This is a genomic window from Kribbella sp. CA-294648 (assembly GCF_050943845.1).
Classification (GTDB): Bacteria; Actinomycetota; Actinomycetes; order Propionibacteriales; family Kribbellaceae; genus Kribbella.
The window spans coordinates 1,776,229-1,802,759 of record NZ_CP191981.1; the positions used below are offsets into that span (position 1 = coordinate 1,776,229).

The window sequence follows — 26,531 nt, forward strand, 5'->3', positions numbered from 1 at the left end:
CCAGTCGCCGAGTTATGAACACGAGCTCTTGTTCCTAACTCGAAGACGTGCTCCACTGTCGGTCATCCCGTCGTCACCGAACGACACTGCCCCTCGGGAGCCGTCATGCGAAACGTTCTCCGGCGTACCGCGGCAGGCCTGTTGGCTGCCGCACTGCTCGCCACCACCGTCACTGCCTCGGCGCAGGCCGCAGCGCCCAGCTCTGGCTTCGACAACTGGACCTGCAAGCCGTCTGCCGCGCATCCGAACCCACTGGTGCTCCTGCACGGGCTCGGCGGCAACGGCCCTGGCAACTACTCGTACCTAGGTCCGTACCTCGCGGCGAAGGGCTACTGCGCCTACACGCTCACCTACGGTCAGGCCACGCCGGCCATTCCCGTCGGCGGCACGATCTCGATCGTCCAGTCGTCGGCGCAGATCGAGGCGTTCGTGGATCGCGTCCGGGCCAGCACAGGCGCCGCGAAGGTCGACCTCGTCGGTCACTCCGAAGGCGGCTTCCAGAGCATCTACGGCCCGAAGGTCCGCGGGTACGCCGCCAAGGTCGGCAAGGTGGTCGCGCTCGCGCCGCCCACGCACGGTACGACGTTCGGCGGTCTGGTGAGCGTCGGCGACTACCTCGGACTGCGCCCGCTGGTCGACCAGGTACTGCGGGAGTACGGCTGTCCCGCCTGTGGCGAGCTCATCGTCGGTGGGTCGGAGGTCGCCAAACTGACGGCCGGCCCGATCGCCCAGCCGGGCGTGAAGTACACGGTGATCGCCTCGAAGTTCGACGCCCTGGTGACACCGCACGAGACCTCGTTCATCCGCGAGCCCGGGGTGAAGAACCAGTTCGTCCAGGACACCTGTCCGTTCGACCCGGTCGGCCATGTCGGGCTTGCCTTCGACCCGACCGTCGCGCAGTTGGTCTCCAATGCGCTCGACCCGGCACATGCTTCGCGGGTCGTGTGCGGATTCGGTCCGGCGCTGTAGAGCCTGGGGGTGGCGCGGATGTCGGTCGCAGGGGTGGCCGGCATCCGCGCCGTGCTTGTTGGTCAGGCGGTGCGGTGGAGTGGCTGGGCCGCGGGGCCGATCAAGACGGCGGTGCCGCAGGACACACAGATCCATTCGTCCGACGGGTCGTCGGCTGGATGATCGCCCGGTTCGACCCGTTCGAACTCCACCACGTCATCGCACAGCACGCAGTACCGGGAGTCGTCGATCGGTGCGCGGCGTCGGGTACGCATCAGAAACCCACCTCCGATAGTCCTTCCCAGGTTGCCATCGGAGGTGGGCGGAGGCGGTCAGCGACACTCGCCGCAGCGGACTTCGGCGAGTGGGCCGGGATCAGTTGGTGCCGTTGTGCCAGTCGCGGCCGAGGTCGTGCTCCTTCTGCAGGCCCTTGCGGATCGCCTCGACCACGAACGGCTCGATCTTCTTGCCGATCAGCGGAACCGAGACCTTCACGTCCAGCTCGATCGACTGCACGGTCTCACCCCCGGTCGAGGTGATGGTGGCGGTGCCCTTGAGGGTGACCGGCGTGTTGGCGATCTCGCCCTTCACGTCAGCCTTCCGCGAGCCGTCCGCGTTCGCCGCGTGCCACGTCTCGGTCTGCACCACGGTCAGCGTCTGCCCGACGAACTTGCGCGCGATGTCCGGCACGTCGTCGGCCGGCATCTCCCGCTGCACCCGCACCACGGTGTCACCACCGGACTCGCTCACCTTGACGTCGTACGACAACGCCTTGGTCTTCTCGCAGGCCTGCTCGCGAAAGGTGGCGTCGGTGACGATCGCGAAGACTTCCTCAGGGGTGGCGTCATAAGACGCCGACATCTTCAGCTCCATGCCGCACATCATGGCACCACCCCCCAGTCACCAGCAGCCGTACGACGCCCCGCGCGCCCTACGCCGCTCGCTCCTACGTCGCTCCCAGCTCCGGCCGCTCCCACCCACCCGTCTGCTGCCGCTCCTACGTCGCGGTGGGTGCCCGCCCTGCGGCTTGTCTCCTGCCGCAGGTTGCCGGGGGCAGCTCCATGGGAGATGCCGGTGGTTGTGCTGCGCCCGCCTAGGCCGAGGCTGTCCCGAACGACAGGATGTGCTCCGCTCAGAGCTGCGGACTGACGCTCAAGCTGGCGGCTGCGCGGGCCGGAAACGGCCCTACCTCCTGTCCGTGAGGACAGCGGCGCCGGTGGCGCACACCACCTCGGACTGCAAGAAGACCCAGGAGATCAGCAGCAAAACCGCGACTTTCCCGGTGAAGAACCACGACTACATGTGGATCCTCGTCGGGCACGCCTGACCCACTCCCACTTTGAGCACCGGCCGAGCGCCTCTTGGCCGGTGCGCAGAGTGGTCCTTGGATCAGCAGGACGAGAGTTCGCAGATGTCGGAGCGTCGGGTGGAGACTTTGAGGTCGTCGTACCAGATCCAGGAGTCGTTGGCGGGCGCGAAGTCGGTGGTGGCGCCGCCGGCGAAGGAGGAGAAGTAGGCGCGGTCGACCAGGTCGCCGTTGCGGACGAAACGCAGGCCGGAGATGTTGGCGGCCGAGACGCCGTTGAACCAGACCTGGATCTGGCCGTCGGGATTCGCGGTGCCGTTCGTCACCGTGTTCACCCGGACCCGCTGGACGACATTCACCCATTTCCCTCGCGGCCATTTGATACCGCTCCCGGAGGCATCCGTCAGATTGACGTAGTCGCCGTATTCGCCCGCGTGGTTGAGGCTGTAGTAATAGATCGCGGCCTGGCCGCTGCTCCGCCAGATCAGCCGCGAAGTGAACCCGTTGTAGCCATCGCACGGTACGCCGCCCGAGCACGCCTTCCCGCCGGCCAGGCCGACCCCCACCTTGCCGGCGAACTGGGTCGTACCCCAACTGAAGCCGCTGCTGAACCTGACCCACTGCGACACGTAGTACTCCCGGCTGGGATTCAGGTCGAGTGGAATCTGCGCCCCCGAGTCGGCCGGGCCGATCTTCCCCTTGGGATAGAAGATGCGCAGGGACTTCGTGCCGGAGTGGCGGAAGTTGTCGCCGTCGATCCAGCTCCGGGTGTCCATCCCCTCCGCCCAGCCGGCCGTCCAGCCGTCGGCGCGCCACTGCGCCAGCGTGTACGCCGTACCCTTCGCCGGCCGTTCGAAGGTGTTCACCCGCAACGTGCTCAGCTTCGGTTCGGGAGCCGGGGCGGCGCTGGCCTGGGTGGTGGTGCCGGCGATGACAGCGGTGAGGGCGGTGAGCAGAGCCAGTGCTTTGATTCTTCTCATCCTGGAAACCTTCCTTTGAGAGAATGAATTACTGGGCAATTGCCGTGCCGGTCAGCATGGCGATTGCGGCAAACCGCGTCAATGGACTGAAAATCATTCCTAATACATGCCTTGACCAGGGATGAATTCCCACTCAGGATGATCGGCATGACAAGCGAGCACGGTCTCGACGAGGTGCCCCGGGGGATGAAGTTCCGGACGCTCGCGACCCGGCTGCGGGAGCAGCTGATGACCGGCCGCTGGACAGTGGGCGATCGCCTGCCGACCGAGCACGAGCTCGCAGTGACCTACGAGGTCGGGATCAACACCGTTCGCCGCGCAGTCGACCTGCTGATCGAGGAAGACCTCGTACTGCGACGCCAAGGCTCCGGCACCTATGTGCTCGCGGTGCCCGGCGACAGCTTCCCGCGGCGCCGATTCGTCGGAGTGCTCGTCCCCTCGACCTCGTACTTCTACCCGAAGGTGATCGAGGGCGTCGAGCGAGTGCTCAGCGCGGCCGGCGTACGAGTGATCCTGTCGAGCTCCGAGTACGACCTGACGGTTGAGGCCGAGCAGACGAAGCAACTGGTGCAAGCGGGCGTCGCCGGACTCCTGCTGGTCCCCAATCTGCACCTGATGGACAACCCAGCGGAGTACTTCGAAACCCTTCCCGGCCTACCCGTTCCGTATGTCCTGATCGAGCGGCGGCCGCCCAACCCGGCGCCCGACGACGCGACACCTTTCGTCTGCACGAACCACCACGCCGGTGCCTATGCGGCCGTCCGGCACTTGGTGGAGCTCGGCCACCACCGCATCGGACACTTGGGACGCTTTCGGACCGGTACTGCGGACGCGGTACAGGCGGGTTTCGACCAGGCGATCGCCGACTTCGGCCTGCCCGCGATCGCGGCGGTGTGCCAGCGACGCGAGGAGTGGTCGCCCGACGAGTTGGCCGCTTACACCCGGGTCTGCGCCGACAACGAGGTCAGCGCGGTCTTCTGTCTGGGGGATCGCGATGCCTCGGCGCTGGTCCTGCACGCCAGGCGGCTCGGCCTCGACGTACCGGGTGACCTCGCACTCGTTGCCTATGACGACGAAGTGGCCGATCTCGGTGAGGTGCCGCTGACCGCCGTCTCGCCGCCCAAGGCCGAGGTGGGTGCGCTCGCGGCCGAGTTGCTGCTCAAGCGGTTGACGAAAGGGAGACGACCCCTGTTCATCAGGTCCGGTTGCGACCGCGACTGGAGATCCGCGCTTCCTGTGGTGGAAGGACTGCTCAGTGACCAAGTTCCGGCTCGGCCTCGTCGGCGCGGGCGGAGTGGCGTTGTTGCACGCCGAGGCGGCCGCCGCCCAGCCCGAGGTCGAGGTGACGGCGGTCTGCGATCCGCGGTTCGAGGCGGCCGGAGAGCTGGCCGCCAGGACGGGCGCCCTCGCGTTCAACGACCACCTGGTGATGTTCGAGTCTTGCGAGCTGGACGGGATTGTCGTGACGGCGCCGCACACGCTGCATGCGTCGATCACCGTCGACGCGGCCCGCCATGGCCTGCATGTCCTGGTGGAGAAGCCGATGGCCACGAGCATCAGCGACTGTCTGATGATGATCGACGCCTGCACCCAGTACGGCGTACGGCTGGGCGTGGGGCACGTCATCCACTTCCTGCCCGCTGTAGCCAAGGCGCGGCGGCTGCTGATCGCAGGGGAACTCGGCAAGCCGCTGACGATGACAGAGCGGCGTACTGCGCACTACTCGCCCGAGTCGAGGCCGGCCTGGTTCTTCGACCCGGCGCTGGCCGGTGGTGGCATTGTCATGAATGTCGGCATCCACTGCATCGACAAGGCGCAGTGGCTCGGTGCAGCTCCCGCCACCCGCGTGCTGGGACATGTGGTGCGGAAACCCGCGCTGGCCGTCGAGACCGAAGCACTGGCGTTGCTGCAACTGCAGAACGGACTGCGGGTCTCGCTGTCGCTTGCCGGCACCGGCCTGCCGTTCCACGACGAGACCGAGATCGTCTGCGAGCAAGGCGCGTTGCGACTGTCGCGGCGCGATGGACTGTGGATCTACCGCGACTCTGAAGGAACCCAGCTGCTGCGGGCAGCCGAAGCCGAGATCGGTACTGCGTTCGCCGACCAGCTCGCGGATTTTGTCGAGGCCTGTCGAGAGGATCGGGACCCGGCCGTCGGTGGCGGCTACGGCCAGTCCGTGGTCGCGACGGCGCTCGCGATCTACGAATCGTCGGAGCTCGGTGACCAGGTAGCGGTCCCGCACGTGGCGGAACTGCTGCAGCGGTGATGCGGGACCAACTGCGCTGGTTGGACGTGCCGGAGGAGGAACATGCGGCGATCATCGCGTCGATGCCGGACCCGGATCGCACTCCGGAGCAATGGCAGGCTCTGCAAGAGGTGACCGCGGCCCTACTCGACGATCTCGGCACCCTCACCAGCACGGTGAACTGGCCCGCCGATGGCTGCCCTCTGCACGCATACCTGGCCGTGCTCCCGCAGGTCCGCGAATGGCACGCGAAACAAGGGATCCCCGAGGAGATCTCGCGGGCGACCCTGGCTCAGTTCGGATCCAGAGTTCGCCAAGGTGAAGTGACCAGGCATCACTGGTTCACTCGCCACATCCGGGGCAGTCTCTACCGCTTGGGCAGGCTGCAGTTCGATCGCGCCGAGCCTGTCCTGGAAGTCCACATCCCAGGCGACGGACCGCTCACGCCTGCCGCCTGTGACGAGTCGTTCGCCGCCGCGAAGCCTTTCTTCGCCAAGCACTTCCCCGAAGAACACTACGACCGCGCCACCTGCAGCTCCTGGCTGCTCGACCCGCAGCTCGCCGACTACCTCCCAGTGGACTCGAACATCCTCCGCTTCCAACGCCGCTTCACCTTGCTCTCCCGAGGCGAGCCCGGCGACGACGAGATCGTGGAGTTCATCTTCGGCACCGGGGCAGGACCGAACCTGCCCCGGCAAACCACGCTGCAGCGGGCCATCGCCGATCACCTTGCCGCAGGCAACCACTGGTACCACGTCCTCGGCTCGGTCGAGCTGCCTTAAGGGGTCGCGTTGAGGAGGTCGAGGGCGCTGTGCTGGCGGGCGGCGTCGAGTTTGTCGATGGGCCCGTACCAGCGCAGGCCGTACTGGTCCATCGGCGTACGGTTGGCGGCGAACGCGCGGTCGGCCTGCCGGCGGAGGTACGTCGTGTAGGGACGGTCGGGCAGGGCCGCGTTCAGTTTGCCGAGACCGCGGACGTGGGCTCCCTTGAATGACGGACCGTCGCCACCGCAGTCACCTCCCTCGCACGGCTCCCGCAGGATGCCGTCAGTGGTGCTCAGGCTGGGGGAGGTGGTGGCGGCGTCGCCGAGTTGCCGGGCGGTGGTGAGGTACGAACTGTTGCCGGTGGCACGCGATAGCTCAGTGAGTGCCCCGAGCAACACACCCTGGTTGTAGCTCCAGGCAACATCTCCGTTGTTCTTGCAGGTGGACAGGTCGATGCCGTCGTTCACCAGCTTCGAGCTGTTGATCATGCCCGTCTGCTGGAACCACGCCCACCCGTTCTGCGCCCGTTGCAGGTACGTCGTATCGCCCGCGATCCGGTTGTGCAGCGCTGCGCTGAGCTGGATGTAGAGCGAGTTGGAGATCGCGTTCTTGTACGTCTTCGCCTGACTCCACCAAACTCCACCGCCACAGGTGTTGTCCCAGTACGCCGCCATGTGGTCGGCGTCGGCTTTCGCGGTCTGGAGGTAGCGGGTCTCGCCGGTCAGGTCGTACGCCGCGATCCAGGTGAGTCCCCACCACCCGGTGTCGTCGATGTAGTCGTTGCGGAACTGTCCTTGCTGAGCGTTGAGATTCAGGTCGTACGTCCGCCCGATCGCGTAGCGGTAGCTCCCCATCCCGGTCACGCGGGCGTTATCGATGATCGCGTTCAGCGCGTTGGCCGAGTTCCACCAGCCGGTGGTGTCGAACAGGCCGGTCGAGTAGTTGTAGAACTGCATCTGCGCTGTGGCGGCAGCCGTTCGGCGGTCGCCCGCATTCCAGGTGGTCCGCGCCCACGGAGTACAGGCGATGTCTGCCCGGTCGCCGGCCTTTCCGCAGGCGCGGAGGGCACCGACACCGTGGTTGTTCCAGTCGTCCACGTTGAACATCTGGGTCCGCCAACCACGTTGCCCGGCCGGTACTACGGTGTTGCCGAGCCGGCTGCCCGTCGACCAGGTCCGGCCGCCGTCCATCGAGCGATCCAGCCAGACCTCGTCACCCGGGTTGCCGTTCTCGATCGAGGCCCAGCCCATGGCGTCCGCGTCGTCGAAGTGCAGCCGGACCGTTCGGCCGAAGATCGTCGCCGAGACCGGGGAGCGGTCGCCCGGAGAGAGCGCGGGATCGCGGGCATCGCAGTACTTGTTGCAGATGGTCGCCTGGGTCGACACGGTCACCGCCGGAGTGGACGCGGGGGCCGGTGGGGGTGCGCCGGCCGGGATGGACAGGGCGGTCAGAGCAGCGGCGGAAACGATTCCAACGAGCATGAGTTCTCCCTGGGGCGGTAGGAAGAGCGGTTTCACGAAAATAGACGCGCTGGGTGAAACCGTCAATACGCGGAGTGCATCGCGGAGAGGACGGGCTTCGGCAACATCACCCGGTGACAAAGTCGCGCGAGATGGCGTCAGGAGGGTGTTTGCAAGGCGATCAGCGAGACCAGGATGGCGACGGCCAGCGCGCTGGTGACCGAGATGGCCACCGCGCGACCACGGGCCCTGCGGCGGACCAGGTCGGTGGGAGCCAATCGCACAGCGCATGGATCGAACGTCGATGCGTCCAGCAGTTCACTGGGGCCTTCGTCGGGCAGAGCGGCTTCGTTGATCGCGGCTTGCGCGTGCTGGATGCCCGCGGCACGTAGTTGTAGTTCGGCATCGTCCACCGACAGTTGCTCGGCTCGCACGAGTGTCCAAGCCGCTCGTGCTTCAGGACTCAGTCCGCTCAGCACCTCGTCGAGCGCCAGGTCGTCGGCTGCGCCCGAGCGGGGGAACAGCCGGAACCCCCAGACCTGCGGGAGCAGGCGCAGCGGAGTACGGGAACGGGCTTGTTTGACGGCGTTCTGGATGACTCGGCGGCGGAGGAAGGCGAGCGCGTCGGTCTCGCCGACCAGCAGCCGCTGCAGCCGGCGACGGTCGGGTAGGCGCGCTGGACAACGCCATGCGCGGCGAGGATGCGCCGGTGGCGGCCGAGCGACGGCGGCAGGATCAGGTAGGCCAGCCGGACGAATGCCGAGTAGTCGTCCAGCAGCGCCGCCTCGACCTCGGCCGGGGTGACATTCCTGCGCTGAAGCAAGGTCTGGAGGTCGATCACGGCCTGATAGCTCCTCGGATCGCTGCAAGCTTCCATCGACCACCCAACGAGCGACCTCCCTCGCAGTCACAAACCGACCGCCGCGGGCCGGCGATTTGAGTCTGCACGAGCGCGACGATCTCTGAACGCCAGACCGGCTCGCGTGGGTGGGAGCGCTGCCGCACCGCCGTCGTACCTGGAGCTTCGGCTAGGTACGTACCTGTGCAGCCGGTGTCACCGGTTGTGATCGCGGTTATCCTCAGGCCGTGAGCGAGAACAGCGGTATCCAGCCCAGCGGTGAAGCGGTGACCGGCCGGTGGGAGGGCGTTGACGTGAACTTCGGCGAGGAGGGTGGCCGCCTCACCTATGGCAGCTACCTGCGGCTGGAGAAGCTGCTCGACCAGCAGCACCTGGAGTCGGATCCGCCGGCCCACGACGAACTGCTGTTCATCACGGTCCACCAGGTGTACGAGCTGTGGTTCAAGCAGATGCTGCACGAGATGACGGCGTCGCGCGACGCGATGCTGTGCGGTGAGCTCTGGCTGGCGCAGCACCTGCTCCGCCGGGTGCACACCATCGAGCGGACGCTGATCCAGCAGGTCGACATCCTCGAGACGATGACGCCGCAGGACTTCGGCACGTTCCGGCACCGGTTGTCGCCGGCGAGCGGGTTCCAGTCGGTGCAGTTCCGCGAGATCGAGTTCCTGTCCGGCGCCAAGGATCCGTCGTTCGTCAAGCGGTTCCGCGGCCTGTCCGAGGCGGAGAAGGCCCGGCTGGAACTTCGTCTGTCCGAGCCGACCCTGTGGGACGCCTTCCTGGCGGTCCTCGAGGCGGCCGGCTTCTCGACCGCGCACGAAGACGACCTTCGCAAGGCGCTGCAGACGGTGGCCGGCGATCGCAGCCACCACGCCGAGATCTGGGAACTGGCCGAGGGCCTGCTCCAGCACGACGAACTGGCCGCCGCCTGGCGCGCACGCCACGTGGTGATGGTCGAGCGCATGATCGGCACGAAGCCAGGCACCGGCGGCTCCTCCGGCGCCGGCTACCTCCGCAGCCGCCTCGACCTCCGCTACTACCCGCTCCTCTGGACCCTCCGCACCTCTCTCTGAACCCGGCCAGCAGGTCGCTCTGAACCCGGCCAGTAGTTAGTCGGTTGGGCGGGCGAGCGTGTCCAGCAGACGGGCCAGTACTGCGTCCGGGTTGCTGGTCCAGTCGCCTGTCAGCACGTGGTGAGTCCGCCAGCCACCCGTGGCCAACGCGCGCGGATGGGTAGTGAGACGCTCGAGGAGCGAATCGGCAGCGACCCGCTCCGGTGTGTCGACCAGTACTGCGAGCCGATGGCCCTCGTCGTCAGGCCGGCGCAGAGCGAGGTCACAGCGGAACACCGACTCGCCAACAGCCGTCTCCACCACCACACCGTTCTCCCGCAGCCGCTCGGTGAGTTGCTCGATCACAGCAGCCCGGTCGACCTGGACCGCCGGGCCGACCCCGGCAGCAGGGCGGCGGGCCCCGCCAGCGGGAGTACGGGCCGGGTCCTGCGCCGCAACCGTCCGGCTCGGGTCCCGCAGGGTCGCGCGGGTGCCGGTCGGGTACTGCGCCAAGGCCGCGCGGGTGGCCTCCGGGTTGGCTTGGGAGACCGCGTTGGCATAGGTGAGGAACCGCCGGAGGGTGTTGGCGCCGTCGTTGTAGGTGTTGGTGATCGCGTCCGGCTCGATGCTGCTGACGATCACCATGTGCTGGCGGGCACGACTGAAGATGACGTTCAGCCGTTTCTCGCCGCCGGAGGTGTTGATCGGGCCGAAGTTCATCAGCATCCGCCCGTCCGGGCCGGCCGCGTAGCAGACGCTCATGATGACGATGTCGCGTTCATCGCCCTGCACGTTCTCCAGGTTCTTCACGAACAGCCCGGCGTCCTGCTCGTCCCGGGTCCGCACCTGCTCGGCCTCGTACCGCGCACCGAACTCCGGATCGCGCTCGGCCAGTTCGTCCAGCGCCCGCTCGATCTCGCCCTGCTGTGCCTCCGAGAACGCCACGATGCCGAGACTCTTCCCGGTGTCGCGCGCCAGGATCTCGCGGACCAGCCCCGCGATCCACCTCGCCTCAGCAGGATTGGTACGCCGTACGTAGACCCCGTCGACGACCCGTACTGCGGTGATGCTGCCGGCCAGCATCCCGTCGACGACGTCCTCGACCTGAGTCGGCACCTCGTCATCGGCCCGGACGGTCCACGGCGGTGCCGGGTGGGCGGGCAGGCGATCCGGGATCGTGGCGAGCCTGCCTTGGTAGAAGGCCGCGTTGCTGAACGAGATCAGAGCCTCGGAACGACTGCGGTAGTGCCAGGTCAGCATGGTCGAGGCGAGACGCAAGGCGCTGATGGCGAGGAAACTGTCGTCGGTCAACGCGATGCCGACCTGCTCGGCCTCGTCGTCCGGGTCGCCGGTCGAGGTGGTGACCCGGAAGTACTGCGTCGGCGGCAACTGCATCTGGTCGCCGACCACGATGACCTGCGGGGCGCGGTGCAGCGCGGGAATCGCTTCCTCGATGGGGATCTGGCTCGCCTCGTCGTAGATCACAACGTCGAAGAAGGTGTCGAGCGGCAAGGTGTCCGACACTGACGACGGGCTCATCAGCCAGACGGGGCGCAGCAGCGAAACGACCTCCCCGGTCGCGCCGGAGGCGAGCTCGCGGATCGACTTGTACCGCATCACCTTGCCGAACTCGTGCTCCAGCTCGCGTCGGCCGGTACTGAACGTCTTCTTCCGGGCCCGATCCTCGGTGGACATCCCGGTCACGCTCGCCTCGGAATGCGCCAGCTCGGTCAGGAACCGCCGCCGTACTCCGGCGACGACCACGTCGGCGTTGACCGTTGTCAGCTCGTCGTACACAAGACTCAGCTCGCCGACGATGGAGTCGAGCCGCGCGGAAGTCACCTCGGTGAGCACCGGGTTCGCCGCCCGAGCCCGCTCCCAGTGCAACGCGCAGACGGCGTACTCCAGTTGCTCAGGAGTCGCCTCGAGAGCCCGCACCGCAGCCTGCACACTCGCCGGCGCCTCACCCACCCGCCGCATCACAGAAACCACCCGCTGAACCACCGGCACCAACCCGGCCCCCGCCAGCACCCCAGCAATCTCCCGCACCCCGCCCAAACTCTTCTCGGAGTACTCCGCAACCAACAACCCCCGCGTAACCTCCTCAGCCTTCCCCACCAACTCCCCAACCCGAGCCAGCCTCGCCACAAACTCCGGTGTGGAACTGCTTGTTGTCAGGGCGGGGAGCCAGGGGGTGAGGGTTGGGTCTTGGGTTAGGGCGTTGAGGGTTTGGGTGAGGGTGGTGGGGTTGGGGGTGGACCAGGTTTGTTCGGATTGTTGGGTGTGGGCGGTGACGGCGGCTGACGCCTCGTGGGCGGTGACGAGGGTGGTGAGGAGCTCGGTGACGGAGGGGCGGACGGCTCGGGTGGAGGCGTCGTAGCGGCTGTGGACCAAGGACTTCACCCGGCGCCAGTCGCCGGAGAGGAACGACAGCAGGCCGCCTTCCTTGCTTTGGGCAACGGCTAGTGCGGAGCGGGCGTCAACAGCGGAGAGCGGCTCGGTCCAGCCTGCCGCCTCGTCCCACGCGGCACGCTCGGCGGCCAGCAGCGACTCGTGCTCCGCCGCGGCCGCTCGCAACTCCCGAGCAGCTGCGGACGACGAGTCGAGCACGTCGCCCTTGCCACGCTCGACCAGCGGCAACATGACTACCCCGAGCTCACCCAGCCGCCGCAGGACTCCAATCTCAACGCTTCCCCAACCATCAGGCGCCGTCAAACCAGACGCCTCAAGCGTGTCAGCGACGGTCGACCAAGCAGCAACAGCCTCAGCAGCAGTAGCCGGGATCTCCGTATCCGCGCCAGGCGCAGCCCAGACAGCGGGCGCGACGAGGCTCAGCGGGCTCCGAGCCAGTACGCCGCCACTCGCCGGATCCGCCGCGGCCAGCCCAGACGCCAGCTCGCCAACGACCTCCCGCGCCGCCCACCAGTCACCCGGCGACGGGATCAACCGACGCTGAGCAGGCTCGAGCGACGACCCCCACTCCTGCTCACGCAACTCAGCCAACGTGTTCACCACAGTCCGCAGACTCGGCGACTCAGCGGCCAGCTTCCGCTCGAACTCACCGACGGTCGCGAGCAGGCGATCAACCCGCGCGACGAGCGCGTCCCGGCGTACCGTCAGGTCGTCGAGATCGTCCGACGCCGCGAGCCAGGACTCATAGGTGTCGCGCAGGCCGTGCACGAACGCCTTCTTGTCGGCCTGCGAATCGTGGATCAGCGTGCACAACCCATCCAGCCGGCGACTGACCAACCGGGCATGGACGACATCGAGCGCCGCGCGTTTCTGGCAGACGAACAGCACCCGCTGACCGCGCGCCACGAAGTCCGCGATCATGTTGGTGATCGTCTGCGACTTGCCCGTCCCCGGCGGTCCCTGGATCACGAAACTCTCGCCCCGCTGTGCGCGCGCCACCGCCGCCACCTGCGATCCGTCCGCCGGCACCACCAGATGCCGTTCGGACGTCGGCAGCTCCGGCGGGTCGCTGACCAGCGGGCGCGGCCGATCGGAGAAGAGCTGGTCGAAGGACGGGCAGGATCGCCCGGTCGCGAGCAGTTCGTCGTAGTCGCGCACGAGCCCGAGCGTCCGGTAGTTGAAGTTGGCCAGCGCGACCGCGCACAGGTCGACGTCCCACGAGTACGGGCTGCCGTCGTCGCCCGTCTCCAGCACATAGCTGTCGGTCTCGATCGCGCCCGGCCTCCGCGGCTCGCCGAACACCACACTCAGTGGCAACTCCTGCACAGCAAGCTGATGGCGGAAGATCTGCACGCCGAGCGGCTGGTAGTCCGGCCGGCGATAGGAGTACGAATAATGTCGCCCGCCGAACTCGTTGGCCGTGTTTCCGTGCTGCCGTCGCCGGTAGTTCCGCAGCTTGACCATCGCGCGCTGCCGAACGAGATCGATCCGCGGCTTCGCCCGAAGCTGCAGCTGGAGCCCTGGCTCGGATGCCTGCAGCTCGGCTCGCAACTTCTCGTGCAGTACGCCGATCGCGTCCGGCTCGGTCAGATCCACCTTGTCCGGCAGGTTGATTCCGTAGAGCTGGTGCAGGTGATGGCGCAGCGTCGGGTTGATCTCGGCGACCGGATCGGTGATCCGCAGGGTGTACGAGTCGCGCACCCCACGCTTCTTGGCGAGCTCCACCTTCACGAGCACCAACGGCGAGGTCAGCCGGGTGGCCGGGTCGTTCTTCAGATCGTGCCAGCGCAGGAAGGCCGGTACGAGCCGCAACTGATCCTGCCCGTACTCCGCGCGGTCGCGTCTGGCCGTCGAGATCAGCTTGTCCAGCGCGGACGCGGCGTACGGCGCTTCGTCGTACCGGATCCATTTGCCGAGTGAGTGGCTCTTGCCGTCGACGAGTCGGGCGGCGAGATCGGCGTTCCAGGTGAAGAGCTGTTCCGCGCGGATGTTGCGCACGTCGAGCATCAGCGGGACCGAGACCTCGGTAAGGTTGATCGTCTGGGCCGTGTGCCGGAAGTTGACCAGCCGGTTGCGCCGGGAGAGGTCGAAAAGCCTGTCCCTTAAGGCTTTCAGGACCGCCTCGCGCCGGTCGGCCGTGTCCCGAGTGATCGCATCGACGTCGAAGTCGAGCGGCTGATCGCGGTAGTTCTCCAGTTGCTCGATCAGCGAACGCAGGTCCTGGGCGCGGCGATGGCGATCGGGCTCGGCCATCTGCGCCGCCACCGAGACGATCACCGGATGCAGCGAACCGGTCAGCGCAAAGAAGTTGCCGCGGGCATCGACCAGTCGCGCGACGTCCTCGGTCCGGGACAGGTCGAGCCCGCAGCCGAGCGCGATCAGCAGCTGGCCGAGACTGAAGATGTCGGTCAGTGGGTCGTGATGACCGAGCACGTGCTCCCAACTCTGCCAGCCCGGCACGAGCACCGGCGCGGTGATTGCCTCCGGCACCGGCTCGGTCACCTGCACCTTGGGCCGACCGCCGCTCTCGGTGAGATCCAGCTCGACCTGCTGATGCGACACGACCTCGACGGCTGAGGCTCGGTGCCCTTCCCTGGCAGCGATCTCGTCGGCCTGGATCAGCGGACGGGACGCGGCCTCGGGCGGGAAGCCGAGGCGGGTCTGCTCGTCGACGGTGATCCGGTCGAGCCCGCGCAGGGGCGCGACCAGACCGCGCTCGTGCACCTCGGCCGTCTCATGGAACAACGGCAACACCGCCGCAAGCAACGCGTCATTGCCAAGCCCGCCCTGCGAGACCGCCAACGCGACGAGATCCTTCACGGCGTCACCGCCGAGGCACCGAGATCCTCCACGGGCGTCACCGTCAACGCGACGAGATCCTTCATGGCGTCACCGCCCGCGTCAGCTCGGCCCGGCGCCGATCGCTCCAACCGAGCTCGTCGTCCGCCAGATCGTCGTACTCCGAAAGCCCAACGCGGCGGGCCAGCGCCAGCGACGCGATCAAACCGTCATCGCCCAACTCGGGATCAGCCGTCGCCAGGTCGAGCAACAAGTAGCAGAGGTATTGCCGCGTCGCAGCCGTCAACCGCCGAGGCCGCGGGATCGGCGCGCCATCAACCGGCCGGATCGCCAGCGGCTCGTCGAACCGCGGCACCACCCCACCTGGTACGCCGAGCGGCCCGGGTGGATCCGCGAACCCGGCCGCGAACGTGGCCACCGTGTCGGACCGCAACCCCTCCGCCTGCGCGATGTGCGCCGCGAAGTCCATACTCACCTCGCGCAGCAACGCGGCATCCAGCAGATCCGGCGCATCCACGTCGAGCGGCCCGGTCAGCAGCACCTCGACGTCTTCCTCGGCCAGCCAGTTCTGTAGCGCCCAGGCTCGGGCGACGCCTTCAGGATGGCTCGTCCCGCGACTGCCCGTACTCAGATCGAGCTCGGCCGCCTGACGCAGGTAGGCCGCCGGATCCACGGAACCCAACCCCGTCTGGACTTTCAGCAACGCGCGCACCGTAGTACCGAGGTCTCCACAGGCGACGAGTGCACCGCGGTCGGCGAACAGTTCGCAGGCCATCACCCAGCGGCGATGGGTTTCCAGGTACTGCGGTGGCGTGCGCGCGTCACCCGCCGCCGCGTCGAGCAACCGGTCGACCGCGAGGTACGCACCGTCCTCGAGCGTCCACAGCACCCGATGCGCCAACTCGTGCCCGCAGACGGCTGCGAGCTCATCGGCGTCCAACCGCTCCAGCAGCGGCCCCTCGAACAGGATGACCGCCCGATCACCCTGATGCAGCAACGACGCGTTGGGCTGCCCCGCCGCCTGCGCCTGGAAGAACTCGATCTCCACCTCGAGCCCCAGCGCCTCCACCGCCCGCCGGCCGGCCGCATGCAGCTCGGGATGACTCGCGGCCTCCAACCGATAGGTATTCCGCAACAACGCCTCACTCAACCCAGAGTCCTGAGCCTCCCCACCCCGCAACGCCTCCCAGGCACGCTCATCCACCCGGCGAACCTGCGCAAGCACGGCCCGGTGATACCCCAGAGGCGAAAGCAAACCAACCACAGCGCCACCCTAACCACCCCCACCGACGAAAACGTCCGTGCGACGACAGACGGCGGGATCGCAGCGAGCGTCTCGTCACGGATGGTCATTCGACTGCGGCTGTCCGGCTGCGGTCGCTGCCGTTCCAGTACGTGTAGCACTCGTTCCGGGCTGTCTCGGCGTCGCCGACGAAGGAGTCTCCGACCTCACCGTGTGCCTTGCTGACGACGAGAGCAGCGAGCGAAGGTTCACCGCGCCGTTCGCAGTCGACGCTGAGGACGTCGAGTAGGCGACCCATGCCGCGCGGAAGGTATGCGTCGTCGCAGGCGGTGGATGCCTCGCCATAGGTCATCGTGCCGGATCCGCGGGCGACATCTATCAGTACCGGACGGAGCAGGCGCAGCGCGCGGTACATGTGGTCGGTGACGCGGACCTCGATGCCATGGCGGAAGTCGAGCGCGACGATCTCGCCGGGCGACACGCTGGTCGGCTGCATCCGATCATCCTCCGGCGCTTTCGCGTCGAGTGCCAGAGCTTGGGCACTAGTGTCAGGGGACGGGACTGGGTGTGGCCGATTGAGGAGATGCCGGTGTGAAGCTTTACTCCGATGTGGGTGTGCAGCGGTTCGGGCAGGTGTTGGGGGATCTGCTGTTGCTGGGCTGGGTCGCGTTCTGTACCGCGCTCGGGCTGACGGTTTTCAAGATCACCAACGCGCTGGGTTATCCGGGGCGGAAGGCGGCTGAGGCCGGTGACGGGCTGTCCGGTGATCTGCAGAAGCTGTCCGGGTCGATCGGGAAGGTGCCCGCGGTCGGGGACGAGTTGCAGGCGCCGGTCGACGGGGCCGCCAAGGCCGCGGCCAGGATGGCTGAGGCGGGGCGGGATCAGGCGCATGCGGCCGAGCAGCTGGCCTATCTGCTGGCCGGCGTGACCATCGGGTTGCCGGTGCTGTTCGCGCTGCTGATCTGGTTGCCGCGGCGGATCCGGTTCTCCCGGCGGGCGACGGCCGCGCGCAAGTTCATCGACAACGCGGCCGACCTCGACCTGTTCGCGCTCCGGGCGATGGCCAACCAGCCGATGCACAAACTCGCGAAGATCTCCGACGACCCGGTCACCGCCTGGCGCGAGGGCGACTCCGCGGTCATCACCCGCCTGGCCGACCTGGAACTCCGCAGTACCGGCCTGCGCCTTCCACGACCCGCGGTGGAGAGCTGAGCTGCCCGGACCGCCGCCACTCACAAACCTCTGGCGACGGCTGCCAAAGGCGCCTCGCTGAGCCTGCCGAGCGGCTCGAGCGGGAGGTTTGTGAGTGGCGGCGGTCCGGCCACTACGCTCAGCAGCATGGCGAGGGTGTTGCTGGTCGAGGACGACGACGCGATCCGGACGTCGTTGGGCAAGTCGCTCACGGCGGCCGGGCATGCCGTGACGGCGCTCGCCAGTGGAGCCGAGGGCGTGGCGTCGGTCGCCCGGGACAAGCCTGATGTGATGCTGCTCGATCTCGGACTGCCCGATCTCGACGGGCGGGACGTGCTCGCGATGGTCCGGTCCGTGAGCGACGTACCGGTGATCGTCGCCACCGCCCGGGACGACGACGCGAGTGTGGTGAAGCTGCTCGACGCCGGTGCCGACGACTACGTGATCAAGCCGTTCAGTTCCGCGCAGATCGACGCCAGGATCCGCGCCGTACTGCGCCGAGGCGGCCCGGAGCAGCCGGGCGAGTCCACCCTGAGTCTCGGCGCGCTCTCCATCGACCCGCGCAGCCGCGAGGTGACCGTGGACGGCAAGCCGGTCGACCTGACCCGCAAGGAGTTCGACCTCCTGCTCGCGCTGTCCCGGCGAGCGGGAGCGGTCGTGACAAAGCGCGAACTGCTGGCCGAGGTGTGGGGCCTGCCATGGGGAGGCGGCGACCGTACAGTCGACGTCCACCTCTCCTGGCTGCGCCGCAAGCTCGGCGAAACCGCCGCCGAGCCCCGCTTCCTCCACAGCGTGCGTGGTGTCGGCGTGAAGCTCGCAGCCCCCGAAGTGGGCTGACGATGCGCCGCCGGATCCTGCTGCTCTCGGTCGGGATGACCACACTGGTCGTGCTCGCCTTCGCCGTCCCGCTGACGATCCTGATGCGCAACGCGGTCGCCGACGAGGCTCTGAAAACCGCCGGCGTGCGCGCCGAGAACATCGCCTACTACGTCGGCGACAAGGACAACACCAAAGCCGACATCCAGGCGTACATCGACGACGTCCAGGCCAACAGCGCGGGCCGCATCTCCGTCCGGCTGGCCGACGGTACGACGCTGGGCGACCCACCGCCCGGCGGAGTCTCCACTCCCAAGTCGCTGCCCTATGGCGGCGACGACAAACACGGCCCACCGAAGCTGTCGGACCCGACGTTCCGCAGTGTCGGCGGCGGCAAAGCAGCAGAGCTCAGTGTCGGTACTGCGGCCGGCCCCGCCTCCATCTGCCTCTACCTGACCGCCGACGACCTGTACGACGGCCTGGTCCCACGCATCCTCATCCTCCTCGCAGGCAGCCTCCTAGTCCTTCTAGGAAGCCTCCTGGGCGCAGAACTCGTCTCCCGCCGCCTAGCGGGCCCGCTGGAAGAAACAGCCCGTACTGCGGAACGCCTCGCCAAAGGCGACGTAGATGCGCGAGCCCCGACCACAGGACCGGCAGAGGTCGCCAAGGTCGGAGCAGCTCTCAACGGCCTGGCCGACCGCATCGACGAGGTGATCGCAGTCGAGCGGGAGGCAGTGGCCGACCTGTCCCACCGCCTCCGTACGCCGCTCACCGCGCTCCGCCTGCAAGTCGAGGCGTTACCCGACCGCGAGCGTGCCGAGGAGCTCAACATTCAGGTCAACAGCCTGGAGCGCACGTTGACAGCAGTCATCAGCGCGGCCCGCCGCCCGCAGCGCGAGGGCCGGGTGCCGCAGTGCGACGCTGTCGAGGTCACCCGGCAGCGGGCAGCCTTCTGGGCGCCCCTGTTCGAGGACCAAGGCCGGGACCTGGTCCTGGACCTTCCCACTCCACCAGCCACGGTCAGAGCATCAGCGGAAGACCTAGCCGCCGCCCTGGATGCCCTGGTCGAGAACGTGGTCGCCCACACCCCCGACGGCACTCCTGCGCGCATCACCCTCAGCAGACAGCCTGTCGGCAGCAGCAACGGAGTACTGATCGCTGTCTCTGACGAAGGCCCGGGCATCCCGCTCGGCGCGGGGGAGCGCGGCCGCAGCGACCGCGGCTCCACTGGACTCGGTCTCGACATCGCCCGCCGCTGCGCCGAGGCCGCCGGCGGCCGCCTGACCATTCACCCCAACCAGCCCACCGGCTCCTCGGTCCACCTGACCCTGGCAGCTCCCTAACCCAGGAAGGCTTTCAGCTCGGCAATCACAGCCTCCGGGTTCTCCTCGGCGAGGAAGTGACCTGTGTTCGGGACCTTGTGGACCCGGACGTCGGTGCCCTGGCCCGCCCAGGCGTCCTTCATGAAGTCGTAGCTGTACTCCGACGTCAGGCCGAGGAACGGTGCCGTGATCTTGCCGTAGGTGGCGAAGTCCACGATGTCCTGGTGGAAGCCCTGGTACCACGCGTTGCCGGCCCGGATCGCGTCCGGACGGGAGTACGCGTGGGCGTAGATCCGCCGGGAGAGCTCGCCGATGGTCGACGGGTCGGGCGGGAAGGCGTCCATGAAGTAGTCGACCAGGTAGCGCGAGCGTCCGGTGATCAGCTGCTCCGGCAGGCTCTGGACCTGGTTGAAGGCGAACCACCACAGGCTGAAGCCGTGTCCCGGCTGGACCAGCAGCGGCTGCTCGTAGAGGGAGGCGTCGGGGTGCCCGACGTCCATCAGGACGACCTTGCGGGTCGCCGCCCGGTGGTTGACCGCGAAGCTGTGCGCAACCATCGCGCCGATGTCGTGGCCGGCGATGTTGACCGAGTCGTAGCCCAGGTGCCGCACCAGGGTGTGGACGTCGCGCGCCATCGTCTTCTTGTCGTATCCGTCGGCAGGCTTGGCCGATCCGCCCATACCGCGCAGGTCCAGCGCGATCACCGTGTACCGCTTCGCCAGCGCAGGCAGGATCTTGTGGAACGACCACCAGGTCTGCGGCCAGCCCGGCAGCAGAACCAGCGGCTCGCCCTTGCCGCCGATGACGTAGTGCTGGCCCTTCGCGTACCTGCTGCGCAACCCCAGCGACCGCGCCAGCGCCGCATTGGACGGTACGCCGCCGCCTCCTGTGCTCTCAGCCGCCGCAGCCGGTGCCGCTACCGCGCCCGTGGTTGCCGCAGCGGCCGCACCCGCGCCCAGTGCCAGCAGTTTCCTCCGATTGAGATCCATTCGCCCCACCTCTTTCAGGCGCCTCTACCGTTGAGTGGCGCCGACGGGCGATGCTAATCAGCCCGCGCATCAGTTAGACCAACAGTTAGACCAGGACTTGAAGTCACGTGCTGTAGTTGGCTGACTGTCAGTGCCAGAGGTGGGCCGGCGATGCCGACGGTCAGCAGGGCGACGCGGAGACCGTAGTCGTTGGTGGTCGAGCCGATTGCGGCGATAGCCACGACTGCCAGGTAACAGCCCCACAAGTAGGGCCAGCGGGTGACGGCAGCCTCGAACCAGGCTGGGGCCAGCTGACGCCGCGCCAGTACTACGGCAATCAGGTACAGCAGCAGTGCGCCAACCAGCCACAGGTGTGGTCCAGCCGAGAGGGAGCCGATCGCGTAGTCGGCCTTGCGGGTGACTACGGCCAAGCCGTCGCCGTGCAGGAGGTCCTCCACGAACCTGCCTGCGTGTGAGCGCGATGCGGCCGGCCGTAGCCAGTCGAGCACGCTGATCGCAGCAACTGCGACTACTGCTGCAGCGCCGGTCAGCAACAGCCGGGCGGCGCCCACGCGGCGGTCGAGCACCACCAGTCCGAGCAGTGTGAACGCAGGCACGATTGCCAGTCCGCCTCCGACATCCGCGCCCCAGGACGGCCAGGCGTCAATCAGTACCGTGACCAGCCCGATCACCCCAACTGTGCCCGCTGCGACGATAGGTCCGCGGTGGGCTCGCAGCCAACTGGCCAGCCCGGCAGCGAACAGCACCGCGTGCACGGCGAACACCACAAACGTGGTGTTGCCGAAGCCGTAGTACCGGCCTCCTGACAGTGGTGACGGCCCGAGTGGGCTGCCGTGGTGGAGGATCGTGCCGGTGACGGCGTCGACGGCGAGCACGCCGAAGGTGACACCGGATAGGGCTGTCACCGTGGCCCAGGCCGGCACGCGCGGCAGCCGCCGGAGTACGAGTGCCACTACCACCGCGCCGCCGAGCATGCCGAGCCAGAGGGCTGCCAACGGGACTGGCCAGCGCCACCACTGGATCAACCGGACCAGGTACGAACACAACGGCAACGCAGCTAGCACCAACAGGCCGAACTCGACCCCACCTGTACTACGCCGCGCGCGCCGCCGCAGCGCCAGTGCTCCGACCGCCAGCACCGTCGCCGCGGCCAGCCCGTTGATGAACAGCCCGGAGCTGCGCCGCAGGTCGCGGTCGCGGTGGGTGATGCCGGCCAGCTTCTCCGCGGTGTCCTGCGCGGCGGGTCGTTTGCCTGCAGCAACCAATGGCGCGCCGGTAAAGTGATTGGGTTCTGCGAGTCCGGCTGCTGCGACCACTGTCGAGGGGATGTCGAGGAGCCGGACGATGCCTTGCCAGCGGGTCGACTGTGCTGTCAGGTAGCGGCCGCCGGCTTGGGGGCCGGACACCAGTACCGCTCCCATCGCCACTGTCGAGTGCAGTGGCTGGGAGATCCCGAGGACTATCACCGTGGCGTTGCTCGGCGCCCGGTCGAGTACCTGCTGCACTGTGTCGTCGGCCTTGCGCAATGCCTTCCCCGGGTCGTTGCGCCGATCCACCACGCCGGCGTCGACCACTGTCACGGGGCAGTCCCACGGCGCGCTCGTCAGTTCTGCGTGGTACCTCGTGACCCTGCCCGAGCGATCGGCCAGCGCGAGCGCCGCGCCCGGTCCGACCGCGGTGGCGCAAACGTTGCCTGCAGCAAGAGTTTGACCGAGTAAACCGAGATCCGGGTCGAACACCGAGGCTTCCTGCGCCTTGACCAGCCCGGCCCAACCGTCGATGGCACCACCGGTCACCCGCGGCATCGTCGTACAGTCGCGGCGTCGATCGGACTGTGGATCGGTGGCGGCCCGCCCCGCCGACAGCGACAGCCAGCCATCCAGCGGGCACGGCGGCGAGTGCACGGTCCGCACGGTCATCGCCGCAGCATCAGCACCCTCGTCGAGCATCCGCCACAACGTCGGCGAACCACTCTCGCTCAGGTTGTCCCACGTCAACCCACCGATCCCGACAACCACCACCGGCGCTTCGACCACGGCTCCCGGATCCGCCACCAACCCAGGTGCTGCGACCCCAGCTCCCGCAGCCGTCTCCACCCCGGTCAACCAGAACCCAGCCGCAGCCACAACGGCGGCCAAACCCCGCAACCCGATCATCACCCCAACTATCCGCCCACCACGGGTCACTCCGCGGTCAACGACCCAGGGCGGTCTCCTGCTCTATTCGCAACAGTTTCTCGGGATTGCGCACGTGGTAGGCGCCGGAGACGCGACCGTCATCCACACGCACCGCCACCACACCGTCGATCTCGCCATCGACCCGGACGAGCAGCCCTGGACCGCCATTGATCTGCACTAGCTCGACGGTCCTCTCCGCGTCGCGCTTCCACCACCCGACGGCCAGCAGGCGAGCGACGTTGTCAGCTCCGACGATGGGCCGCAGCAGAGCGTGCTTGACGCCACCACCGTCGCTCAGGGCAACAACATCCGGCGCGAGGATGTCCACCAGGCTCTGGAGCTCACCGGTTTCGACAGCTCGCTGGAAAGCCTCCAATGCGGCTCGATGCTCGGCAGGAGATCCGGTACGACGTGGTCGGCGCGCGGCGACGTGGGTCCGTGCCCGGTGGGCGATCTGGCGGACCGCAGTCTGGGTCTTGCCGACGGCCTGGGCGATCTCGTCGTACTCCAGCTCGAACACTTCGCGTAGTACGAACACTGCTCGCTCGGTCGGTCCCAGCGTCTCCAGCACCAACAGCATCGCCAGCGACACGCTCTCGGCCAGCTCGACATCCTCGGCCACATCAGGAGCAGTCAGCAACGGCTCGGGCAACCACGGCCCGACGTACGTCTCCTTGCGCCGACCGAGTGTGCGGAGTCGTTTCAGCGCCTGCCGGGTGGCGATCCGGATCAGGTACGCCCGCTGGTTCAGCACCGTGCTGTGATCGACGCCCGTCCACAGCAGCCAGCTCTCCTGCAGCACGTCCTCGGTGTCGGCGGCGGACCCGAGGATCTCGTAGACGAGCGTGAACAACAAGTTGCGATGAGCAACAAACACCTCGGTTCCCTGCATGCCTCTACGACCCCACAGCCCACCCACCTGTGACGCCGGCCGTTAGTGGGCTGCGTCACACCACCCCGTTGTCACACCACCCGGACCGCCGGGATCTCTTGCTCGTACCGAGGCACCACCCACGAGTGAGAAAGGTCCACCATGTCCACCCAGAGATCGCGCATGCCCAACCCCGTGCCGCACCTCCCCGAGCTGGCGGAAGTCGGCATGGGTCTGCACAAGGCTCTCGCGAACAGCCCGATTCCCGCGACCACGATCAGCCTGCTGCAGTTGCGCGCCGGGCAGCTCCTGGGCAGCACGTACTTCACCATTCGCGAGACAGCCAACCTTCGCAAGCTCGGGGAGATGGAGGACCGCATCACCGCAGTGGCCACCTGGCAGGACGCCGGCCACTTCACCGAGCCAGAACGCGCCGCGCTGGCATTGGTGGAGGCAGTCCTCACTCCGAACCCGTCCGGAGAGCGTGTCCCGGACGAGCTGTACACCAGAGCCTCCGCGTACTACGACGACACGGAGATGTGGTCGCTCATCATGGCGATCGCCCACATCGGCTTCTTCACCCCCGCCGCTCTCATCGCCAAGCCGATCCCGGGTCGGCCGCCGGGCAAGAACTACAGCGAGCCCGAAGGAGATCGAGCATGAGAATCGCGGTGGCGGGAGCGACTGGGCGGTTGGGGCGTCACGTTGTCGACGTACTCACCGAACGAAGCCATCAGGTCGTGCCGATGTCACGAGCCACCGGCGTGGACGTCATCACCGGTGATGGTTTGGCCGAGGCGCTCACCGGTGCGGACATCATCATCGACGTCGCCTCCTGGCACGCGTCCGAGCAGGAGGCGGCGACGGAGTTCTTCCGTACTTCGGGCCGCAACCTGCAGGAGGCGGGCAGGCAGGCCGGGGTCAGCCAGATCGCCGTGGCGTCCATCATCGGCGTCGACAAGGCGACCACCGGTTTCCTCGCCGCCAAGAAGCTGCACGAGGAATTCCTCTGGTCCGGGCCGCTCGCCGTCCGCATTCTGCGAGCTGCACAGTTCCACGAGTTCGTCGGGCAGCTGCTGGACTGGCAGGAGGGTGAGGTCGCGTATGTCCCAGCCCTGCCCACCCAGCTGGTGGCATGCCGCACCGTGGCCGAGGAGCTGGTCGACCATGCCCTCGGCGAGCCGTCGCGGGGGACACCGATTCCCGAGATCGCCGGGCCTCGGCGGGAGACCCTGGCGGAGGCGGCCACACTCCTGGGCGCCCGCCGAGGCGTCAAGGTCGTCGCCGTCGACGGCGCGGGCATGCCCGACGCCGAGCTCGCCGCCGACGGCGCGTTCCTTCCCAGCCCGCACGCCAAACTCGCCGGCCCCACCTTCGAGGAGTGGCTCGCCACCCAGCCCTAGAACTACGGCCCGGCCTTAGCTGCTGACGAGCTCAGCGCCAACCTCCGTCAATCGGTCGGCCACATAGGCGGGGTCGAGCAACGCCTCGGGAGTGTGGATCCCTGGCGAGACCGGCTCCCCGCGGAGGCCGAGCAGCCGCTCGACGCTGAGAGCCAGGCCGAGGGCGGTCAAGGGACGCTGCCCCTCCGGATGCACGAGGTAGTGAGTCCGGCTGAGCTGCGCACCACCCGCGCCCACTCCTTCGAGGTCGATTCGGACCTCCAGGGAGGGGCCTTCGCCCCGGCGCCGGCCCGCGGACTCACCGACGGCGAAATCGAAGGTGACGTTCGGCGCGCCGGTCGCCAGGGCGAGACTCGGTACGTCGAGGATGCCGATCCGCTGACCCGGTACGACGGTGCCGTCGGCACTGGTCACGGTGACGTCCGCGTCGGGACCGCTGACCCACCCGAAGACACCGTCGCGGCGTACCAGTCCTGCCGGGGAGGCGGCGGCCCACCTCTCCAGATCGGCCAGTCCGGCAGGTCCGCCGACGTCCGACTCGTCCAGGAGCGCCCCGATCCGGACGATGTCGATGCGTTCGAACTCCTTCGCGAGGCTCACCGTCGCGGGTACAAGTACCCCGGCACAGAAGTGGCTGGCCACCACGACCGGCGCGGCACTCGCGCGCTGAGCACTCGCGACCACCTCTGGCGCGATCTCGTGCAGGCCGCTGGAGATGCTGAGATACGGCAGCCCGCGGTCCTGCGCGAATCGCAGGCCGTGCAGATGGGAGTCCCACACGGTCGCGACAACCGCGGCGTACCCGTCGCCGGATGGGAGCCCGAGGTCGCTGCGTTGCAGGTCGATGGTCACGGCCGTTGCGGTGCCGAGCTCGTCGGCCACCCGTTGTGCGCGGTCGAGGTTGCGGCCCGCGATCGTCAGCGGCAGCGCCGGATGCCAGCGGCGCAGAAGTGCCGCGGCCCCGGATCCCGCCTGGCCCGAACCACCCAAGATCAGTACAGGTTTCACCTGTGACTCCTCACGTTTCGCCGTTAGCTACATTTTGTAGTCTACATTTTGTAGCTTATGATCTGGGGGTGACGCAAGACAGGCCCACGGCGACCTCGCCGAAACGACTGCCGAAGCAGGTCCGGCGGGAGCAACTACTCGACACCGCTGTCGCGCTCGTGCGTGCTCGGGGTACGGACGGGCTGACGCTGGTGACGCTCGCGGAAGCCGCGAAGGTCAGCAGGCCGATCGTGTACGACCACTTCGGCACCCGCGCCGGCCTCTTGGTCGAGGTCTACCGGCGACTCGACGAACGACACCGCACGGCGCTGGCCGAGGCCCTGGAAGCCGCCGAACCAACCGTCGACGCGATCGCCCACGTCATGAGCACGGCGTACTTCGCCTGCGCCACCGACATGCCGGAGTTCGCCGCCGTTTCCGCTGCCCTGAAGGGAAATCCGGAAGCGGAGGCCATCCAGCACGAACTGCTCGACAGCTACACAAAGCTGATGGTCACCGCACTAGCGCCGTACGCCGGTCTCCCACCGGACGCCCTCCAACTGCGCTGCATCGGCATCCTCGGTGCCGCCGAAGCAATAGCCGCCGAACTCAACCTCGACCGAGCAACCCCCACCGACGCCATCAGCGCCCTGACCGACCTCATCGTCGGGAACGTAACGCGCCGTCGCTGACTTGTCGGTGGCGGCTTC

Annotated in this window: 24 protein-coding genes and 1 pseudogene; 12 read left to right on the plus strand and 13 right to left on the minus strand. The window is 67.9% G+C overall.

Annotated elements, in window-relative coordinates:
* Positions 1-105: 105 nt before the first annotated feature.
* Entirely contained in the window at positions 106-969 is an 864-nt protein-coding gene (locus tag ACQPYM_RS08640) for an esterase/lipase family protein (RefSeq protein WP_433017561.1), read from the plus strand.
* 62 nt (positions 970-1,031) lie between these two features.
* Here ACQPYM_RS08640 and ACQPYM_RS08645 read toward each other — a convergent pair whose 3' ends face one another.
* Both ACQPYM_RS08645 and ACQPYM_RS08650 read right to left on the minus strand, forming a co-directional pair.
* Entirely contained in the window at positions 1,032-1,223 is a 192-nt protein-coding gene (locus ACQPYM_RS08645; RefSeq protein WP_433017564.1) for a hypothetical protein, read from the minus strand.
* A gap of 100 nt (positions 1,224-1,323) precedes the next feature.
* Positions 1,324-1,821, minus strand: a complete 498-nt coding sequence (locus ACQPYM_RS08650; protein ID WP_433017567.1) for a DUF2505 domain-containing protein — start codon at positions 1,819-1,821, stop codon at positions 1,324-1,326.
* A gap of 325 nt (positions 1,822-2,146) precedes the next feature.
* On the opposite strand from ACQPYM_RS08650, the gene ACQPYM_RS08655 reads away from it, so the two are divergent.
* Positions 2,147-2,275, plus strand: coding sequence for a hypothetical protein (locus tag ACQPYM_RS08655; protein WP_433017570.1), 129 nt, complete (start codon positions 2,147-2,149; stop codon positions 2,273-2,275).
* Positions 2,276-2,337: 62 nt separating this feature from the next.
* On the opposite strand, the gene ACQPYM_RS08660 is transcribed toward ACQPYM_RS08655, so the two are convergent.
* Positions 2,338-3,234, minus strand: coding sequence for a polysaccharide lyase (locus tag ACQPYM_RS08660; RefSeq protein WP_433017572.1), 897 nt, complete (start codon positions 3,232-3,234; stop codon positions 2,338-2,340).
* A gap of 228 nt (positions 3,235-3,462) precedes the next feature.
* Here ACQPYM_RS08660 and ACQPYM_RS08665 point away from each other — a divergent pair.
* The 3 genes and pseudogenes from ACQPYM_RS08665 to ACQPYM_RS08675 form a co-directional block, all read left to right on the plus strand.
* Positions 3,463-4,362: pseudogene (locus ACQPYM_RS08665) on the plus strand (substrate-binding domain-containing protein); the annotation flags it as partial.
* 127 nt (positions 4,363-4,489) lie between these two features.
* Positions 4,490-5,500 (plus strand): Gfo/Idh/MocA family protein, encoded by a 1,011-nt coding sequence (locus tag ACQPYM_RS08670; RefSeq protein WP_433017575.1) that lies wholly within the window; start codon positions 4,490-4,492, stop codon positions 5,498-5,500.
* On the plus strand, positions 5,500-6,261 hold the full coding sequence (locus tag ACQPYM_RS08675; protein WP_433017578.1) for an acyltransferase domain-containing protein: 762 nt from the start codon (positions 5,500-5,502) through the stop codon (positions 6,259-6,261). The genes ACQPYM_RS08670 and ACQPYM_RS08675 overlap by 1 nt, the downstream gene beginning before the upstream one ends.
* Here the strand turns inward: ACQPYM_RS08675 and ACQPYM_RS08680 are convergent.
* The 3 genes from ACQPYM_RS08680 to ACQPYM_RS08690 form a co-directional block, all read right to left on the minus strand.
* Positions 6,258-7,724 carry a glycoside hydrolase family 76 protein gene (locus ACQPYM_RS08680; protein WP_433017581.1) on the minus strand — a complete coding sequence of 489 codons (1,467 nt, stop codon included), beginning with the start codon at positions 7,722-7,724 and terminating at the stop codon, positions 6,258-6,260. The genes ACQPYM_RS08675 and ACQPYM_RS08680 overlap by 4 nt on opposite strands.
* A gap of 137 nt (positions 7,725-7,861) precedes the next feature.
* Positions 7,862-8,116, minus strand: coding sequence for a hypothetical protein (locus tag ACQPYM_RS08685; RefSeq protein WP_433017584.1), 255 nt, complete (start codon positions 8,114-8,116; stop codon positions 7,862-7,864).
* Positions 8,117-8,175: 59 nt separating this feature from the next.
* Complete coding sequence (locus ACQPYM_RS08690) at positions 8,176-8,544, minus strand: hypothetical protein (protein WP_433017587.1); 369 nt, start codon at positions 8,542-8,544, stop codon at positions 8,176-8,178.
* A gap of 245 nt (positions 8,545-8,789) precedes the next feature.
* Between ACQPYM_RS08690 and ACQPYM_RS08695 the strand changes: the two genes are divergently transcribed.
* Positions 8,790-9,632 (plus strand): tryptophan 2,3-dioxygenase, encoded by an 843-nt coding sequence (locus ACQPYM_RS08695; protein WP_433017590.1) that lies wholly within the window; start codon positions 8,790-8,792, stop codon positions 9,630-9,632.
* Positions 9,633-9,668: 36 nt separating this feature from the next.
* Here the strand turns inward: ACQPYM_RS08695 and ACQPYM_RS08700 are convergent, their stop codons facing one another.
* From ACQPYM_RS08700 to ACQPYM_RS08710, 3 genes are all read right to left on the minus strand, one after another.
* Complete coding sequence (locus ACQPYM_RS08700; protein ID WP_433017593.1) at positions 9,669-14,843, minus strand: AAA domain-containing protein; 5,175 nt, start codon at positions 14,841-14,843, stop codon at positions 9,669-9,671.
* A 61-nt stretch (positions 14,844-14,904) separates the two neighbouring features.
* Entirely contained in the window at positions 14,905-16,026 is a 1,122-nt protein-coding gene (locus tag ACQPYM_RS08705) for a M48 family metalloprotease (protein WP_433017596.1), read from the minus strand.
* Positions 16,027-16,171: 145 nt separating this feature from the next.
* Positions 16,172-16,561: a hypothetical protein gene (locus tag ACQPYM_RS08710; RefSeq protein ID WP_433017599.1), complete on the minus strand. Its 390-nt coding sequence runs from the start codon at positions 16,559-16,561 to the stop codon at positions 16,172-16,174.
* 95 nt (positions 16,562-16,656) lie between these two features.
* Here ACQPYM_RS08710 and ACQPYM_RS08715 point away from each other — a divergent pair, with 95 nt between their 5' ends.
* From ACQPYM_RS08715 to ACQPYM_RS08725, 3 genes are all read left to right on the plus strand, one after another.
* Positions 16,657-17,277, plus strand: a complete 621-nt coding sequence (locus tag ACQPYM_RS08715; RefSeq protein WP_433017602.1) for a hypothetical protein — start codon at positions 16,657-16,659, stop codon at positions 17,275-17,277.
* Positions 17,278-17,403: 126 nt separating this feature from the next.
* The gene (locus tag ACQPYM_RS08720; protein WP_433017605.1) at positions 17,404-18,093 is read left to right on the plus strand and encodes a response regulator transcription factor; all 690 of its coding nucleotides are present in this window, start codon (positions 17,404-17,406) and stop codon (positions 18,091-18,093) included.
* Positions 18,094-18,095: 2 nt separating this feature from the next.
* Positions 18,096-19,415: a HAMP domain-containing sensor histidine kinase gene (locus tag ACQPYM_RS08725; protein WP_433017608.1), complete on the plus strand. Its 1,320-nt coding sequence runs from the start codon at positions 18,096-18,098 to the stop codon at positions 19,413-19,415.
* Here the strand turns inward: ACQPYM_RS08725 and ACQPYM_RS08730 are convergent.
* The 3 genes from ACQPYM_RS08730 to ACQPYM_RS08740 are packed head-to-tail and all read right to left on the minus strand — an operon-like array spanning position 19,412 to position 23,452.
* Complete coding sequence (locus ACQPYM_RS08730) at positions 19,412-20,383, minus strand: alpha/beta fold hydrolase (protein ID WP_433017612.1); 972 nt, start codon at positions 20,381-20,383, stop codon at positions 19,412-19,414. The genes ACQPYM_RS08725 and ACQPYM_RS08730 overlap by 4 nt on opposite strands.
* A 53-nt stretch (positions 20,384-20,436) precedes the next feature.
* The gene (locus tag ACQPYM_RS08735) at positions 20,437-22,539 is read right to left on the minus strand and encodes a hypothetical protein (RefSeq protein ID WP_433017615.1); all 2,103 of its coding nucleotides are present in this window, start codon (positions 22,537-22,539) and stop codon (positions 20,437-20,439) included.
* Between the two features lie 37 nt (positions 22,540-22,576).
* Entirely contained in the window at positions 22,577-23,452 is an 876-nt protein-coding gene (locus ACQPYM_RS08740) for an RNA polymerase sigma-70 factor (RefSeq protein WP_433017618.1), read from the minus strand.
* Between the two features lie 162 nt (positions 23,453-23,614).
* On the opposite strand from ACQPYM_RS08740, the gene ACQPYM_RS08745 reads away from it, so the two are divergent.
* Positions 23,615-24,094 (plus strand): carboxymuconolactone decarboxylase family protein, encoded by a 480-nt coding sequence (locus tag ACQPYM_RS08745; protein ID WP_433017621.1) that lies wholly within the window; start codon positions 23,615-23,617, stop codon positions 24,092-24,094.
* Positions 24,091-24,834 carry an SDR family oxidoreductase gene (locus ACQPYM_RS08750; RefSeq protein ID WP_433017626.1) on the plus strand — a complete coding sequence of 248 codons (744 nt, stop codon included), beginning with the start codon at positions 24,091-24,093 and terminating at the stop codon, positions 24,832-24,834. The genes ACQPYM_RS08745 and ACQPYM_RS08750 overlap by 4 nt, the downstream gene beginning before the upstream one ends.
* Positions 24,835-24,849: 15 nt before the next feature.
* Here the strand turns inward: ACQPYM_RS08750 and ACQPYM_RS08755 are convergent, their stop codons facing one another.
* Positions 24,850-25,842 carry a saccharopine dehydrogenase gene (locus tag ACQPYM_RS08755; protein ID WP_433017629.1) on the minus strand — a complete coding sequence of 331 codons (993 nt, stop codon included), beginning with the start codon at positions 25,840-25,842 and terminating at the stop codon, positions 24,850-24,852.
* Positions 25,843-25,910: 68 nt separating this feature from the next.
* Here ACQPYM_RS08755 and ACQPYM_RS08760 point away from each other — a divergent pair, with 68 nt between their 5' ends.
* The gene (locus ACQPYM_RS08760) at positions 25,911-26,513 is read left to right on the plus strand and encodes a TetR/AcrR family transcriptional regulator (RefSeq protein WP_433017632.1); all 603 of its coding nucleotides are present in this window, start codon (positions 25,911-25,913) and stop codon (positions 26,511-26,513) included.
* Positions 26,514-26,531: the final 18 nt, after the last annotated feature.

What these genes read in the sequence shown, in the direction of transcription:
- ACQPYM_RS08735 (WP_433017615.1), bottom strand. Translation starts at nt 22,539, where the DNA reads ATGATCGGGTTGCGGGGTTTGGCCGCCGTTGTGGCTGCGGCTGGGTTC.
- ACQPYM_RS08710 (WP_433017599.1), bottom strand. Translation starts at nt 16,561, where the DNA reads ATGCAGCCGACCAGCGTGTCGCCCGGCGAGATCGTCGCGCTCGACTTC.
- ACQPYM_RS08750 (WP_433017626.1), top strand. Translation starts at nt 24,091, where the DNA reads ATGAGAATCGCGGTGGCGGGAGCGACTGGGCGGTTGGGGCGTCACGTT.
- ACQPYM_RS08675 (WP_433017578.1), top strand. Translation starts at nt 5,500, where the DNA reads ATGCGGGACCAACTGCGCTGGTTGGACGTGCCGGAGGAGGAACATGCG.
- ACQPYM_RS08745 (WP_433017621.1), top strand. Translation starts at nt 23,615, where the DNA reads ATGCCCAACCCCGTGCCGCACCTCCCCGAGCTGGCGGAAGTCGGCATG.
- ACQPYM_RS08660 (WP_433017572.1), bottom strand. Translation starts at nt 3,234, where the DNA reads ATGAGAAGAATCAAAGCACTGGCTCTGCTCACCGCCCTCACCGCTGTC.
- ACQPYM_RS08645 (WP_433017564.1), bottom strand. Translation starts at nt 1,223, where the DNA reads ATGCGTACCCGACGCCGCGCACCGATCGACGACTCCCGGTACTGCGTG.
- ACQPYM_RS08650 (WP_433017567.1), bottom strand. Translation starts at nt 1,821, where the DNA reads ATGGAGCTGAAGATGTCGGCGTCTTATGACGCCACCCCTGAGGAAGTC.
- ACQPYM_RS08725 (WP_433017608.1), top strand. Translation starts at nt 18,096, where the DNA reads ATGCGCCGCCGGATCCTGCTGCTCTCGGTCGGGATGACCACACTGGTC.
- ACQPYM_RS08740 (WP_433017618.1), bottom strand. Translation starts at nt 23,452, where the DNA reads ATGCAGGGAACCGAGGTGTTTGTTGCTCATCGCAACTTGTTGTTCACG.
- ACQPYM_RS08720 (WP_433017605.1), top strand. Translation starts at nt 17,404, where the DNA reads ATGGCGAGGGTGTTGCTGGTCGAGGACGACGACGCGATCCGGACGTCG.
- ACQPYM_RS08680 (WP_433017581.1), bottom strand. Translation starts at nt 7,724, where the DNA reads ATGCTCGTTGGAATCGTTTCCGCCGCTGCTCTGACCGCCCTGTCCATC.
- ACQPYM_RS08640 (WP_433017561.1), top strand. Translation starts at nt 106, where the DNA reads ATGCGAAACGTTCTCCGGCGTACCGCGGCAGGCCTGTTGGCTGCCGCA.
- ACQPYM_RS08730 (WP_433017612.1), bottom strand. Translation starts at nt 20,383, where the DNA reads ATGGATCTCAATCGGAGGAAACTGCTGGCACTGGGCGCGGGTGCGGCC.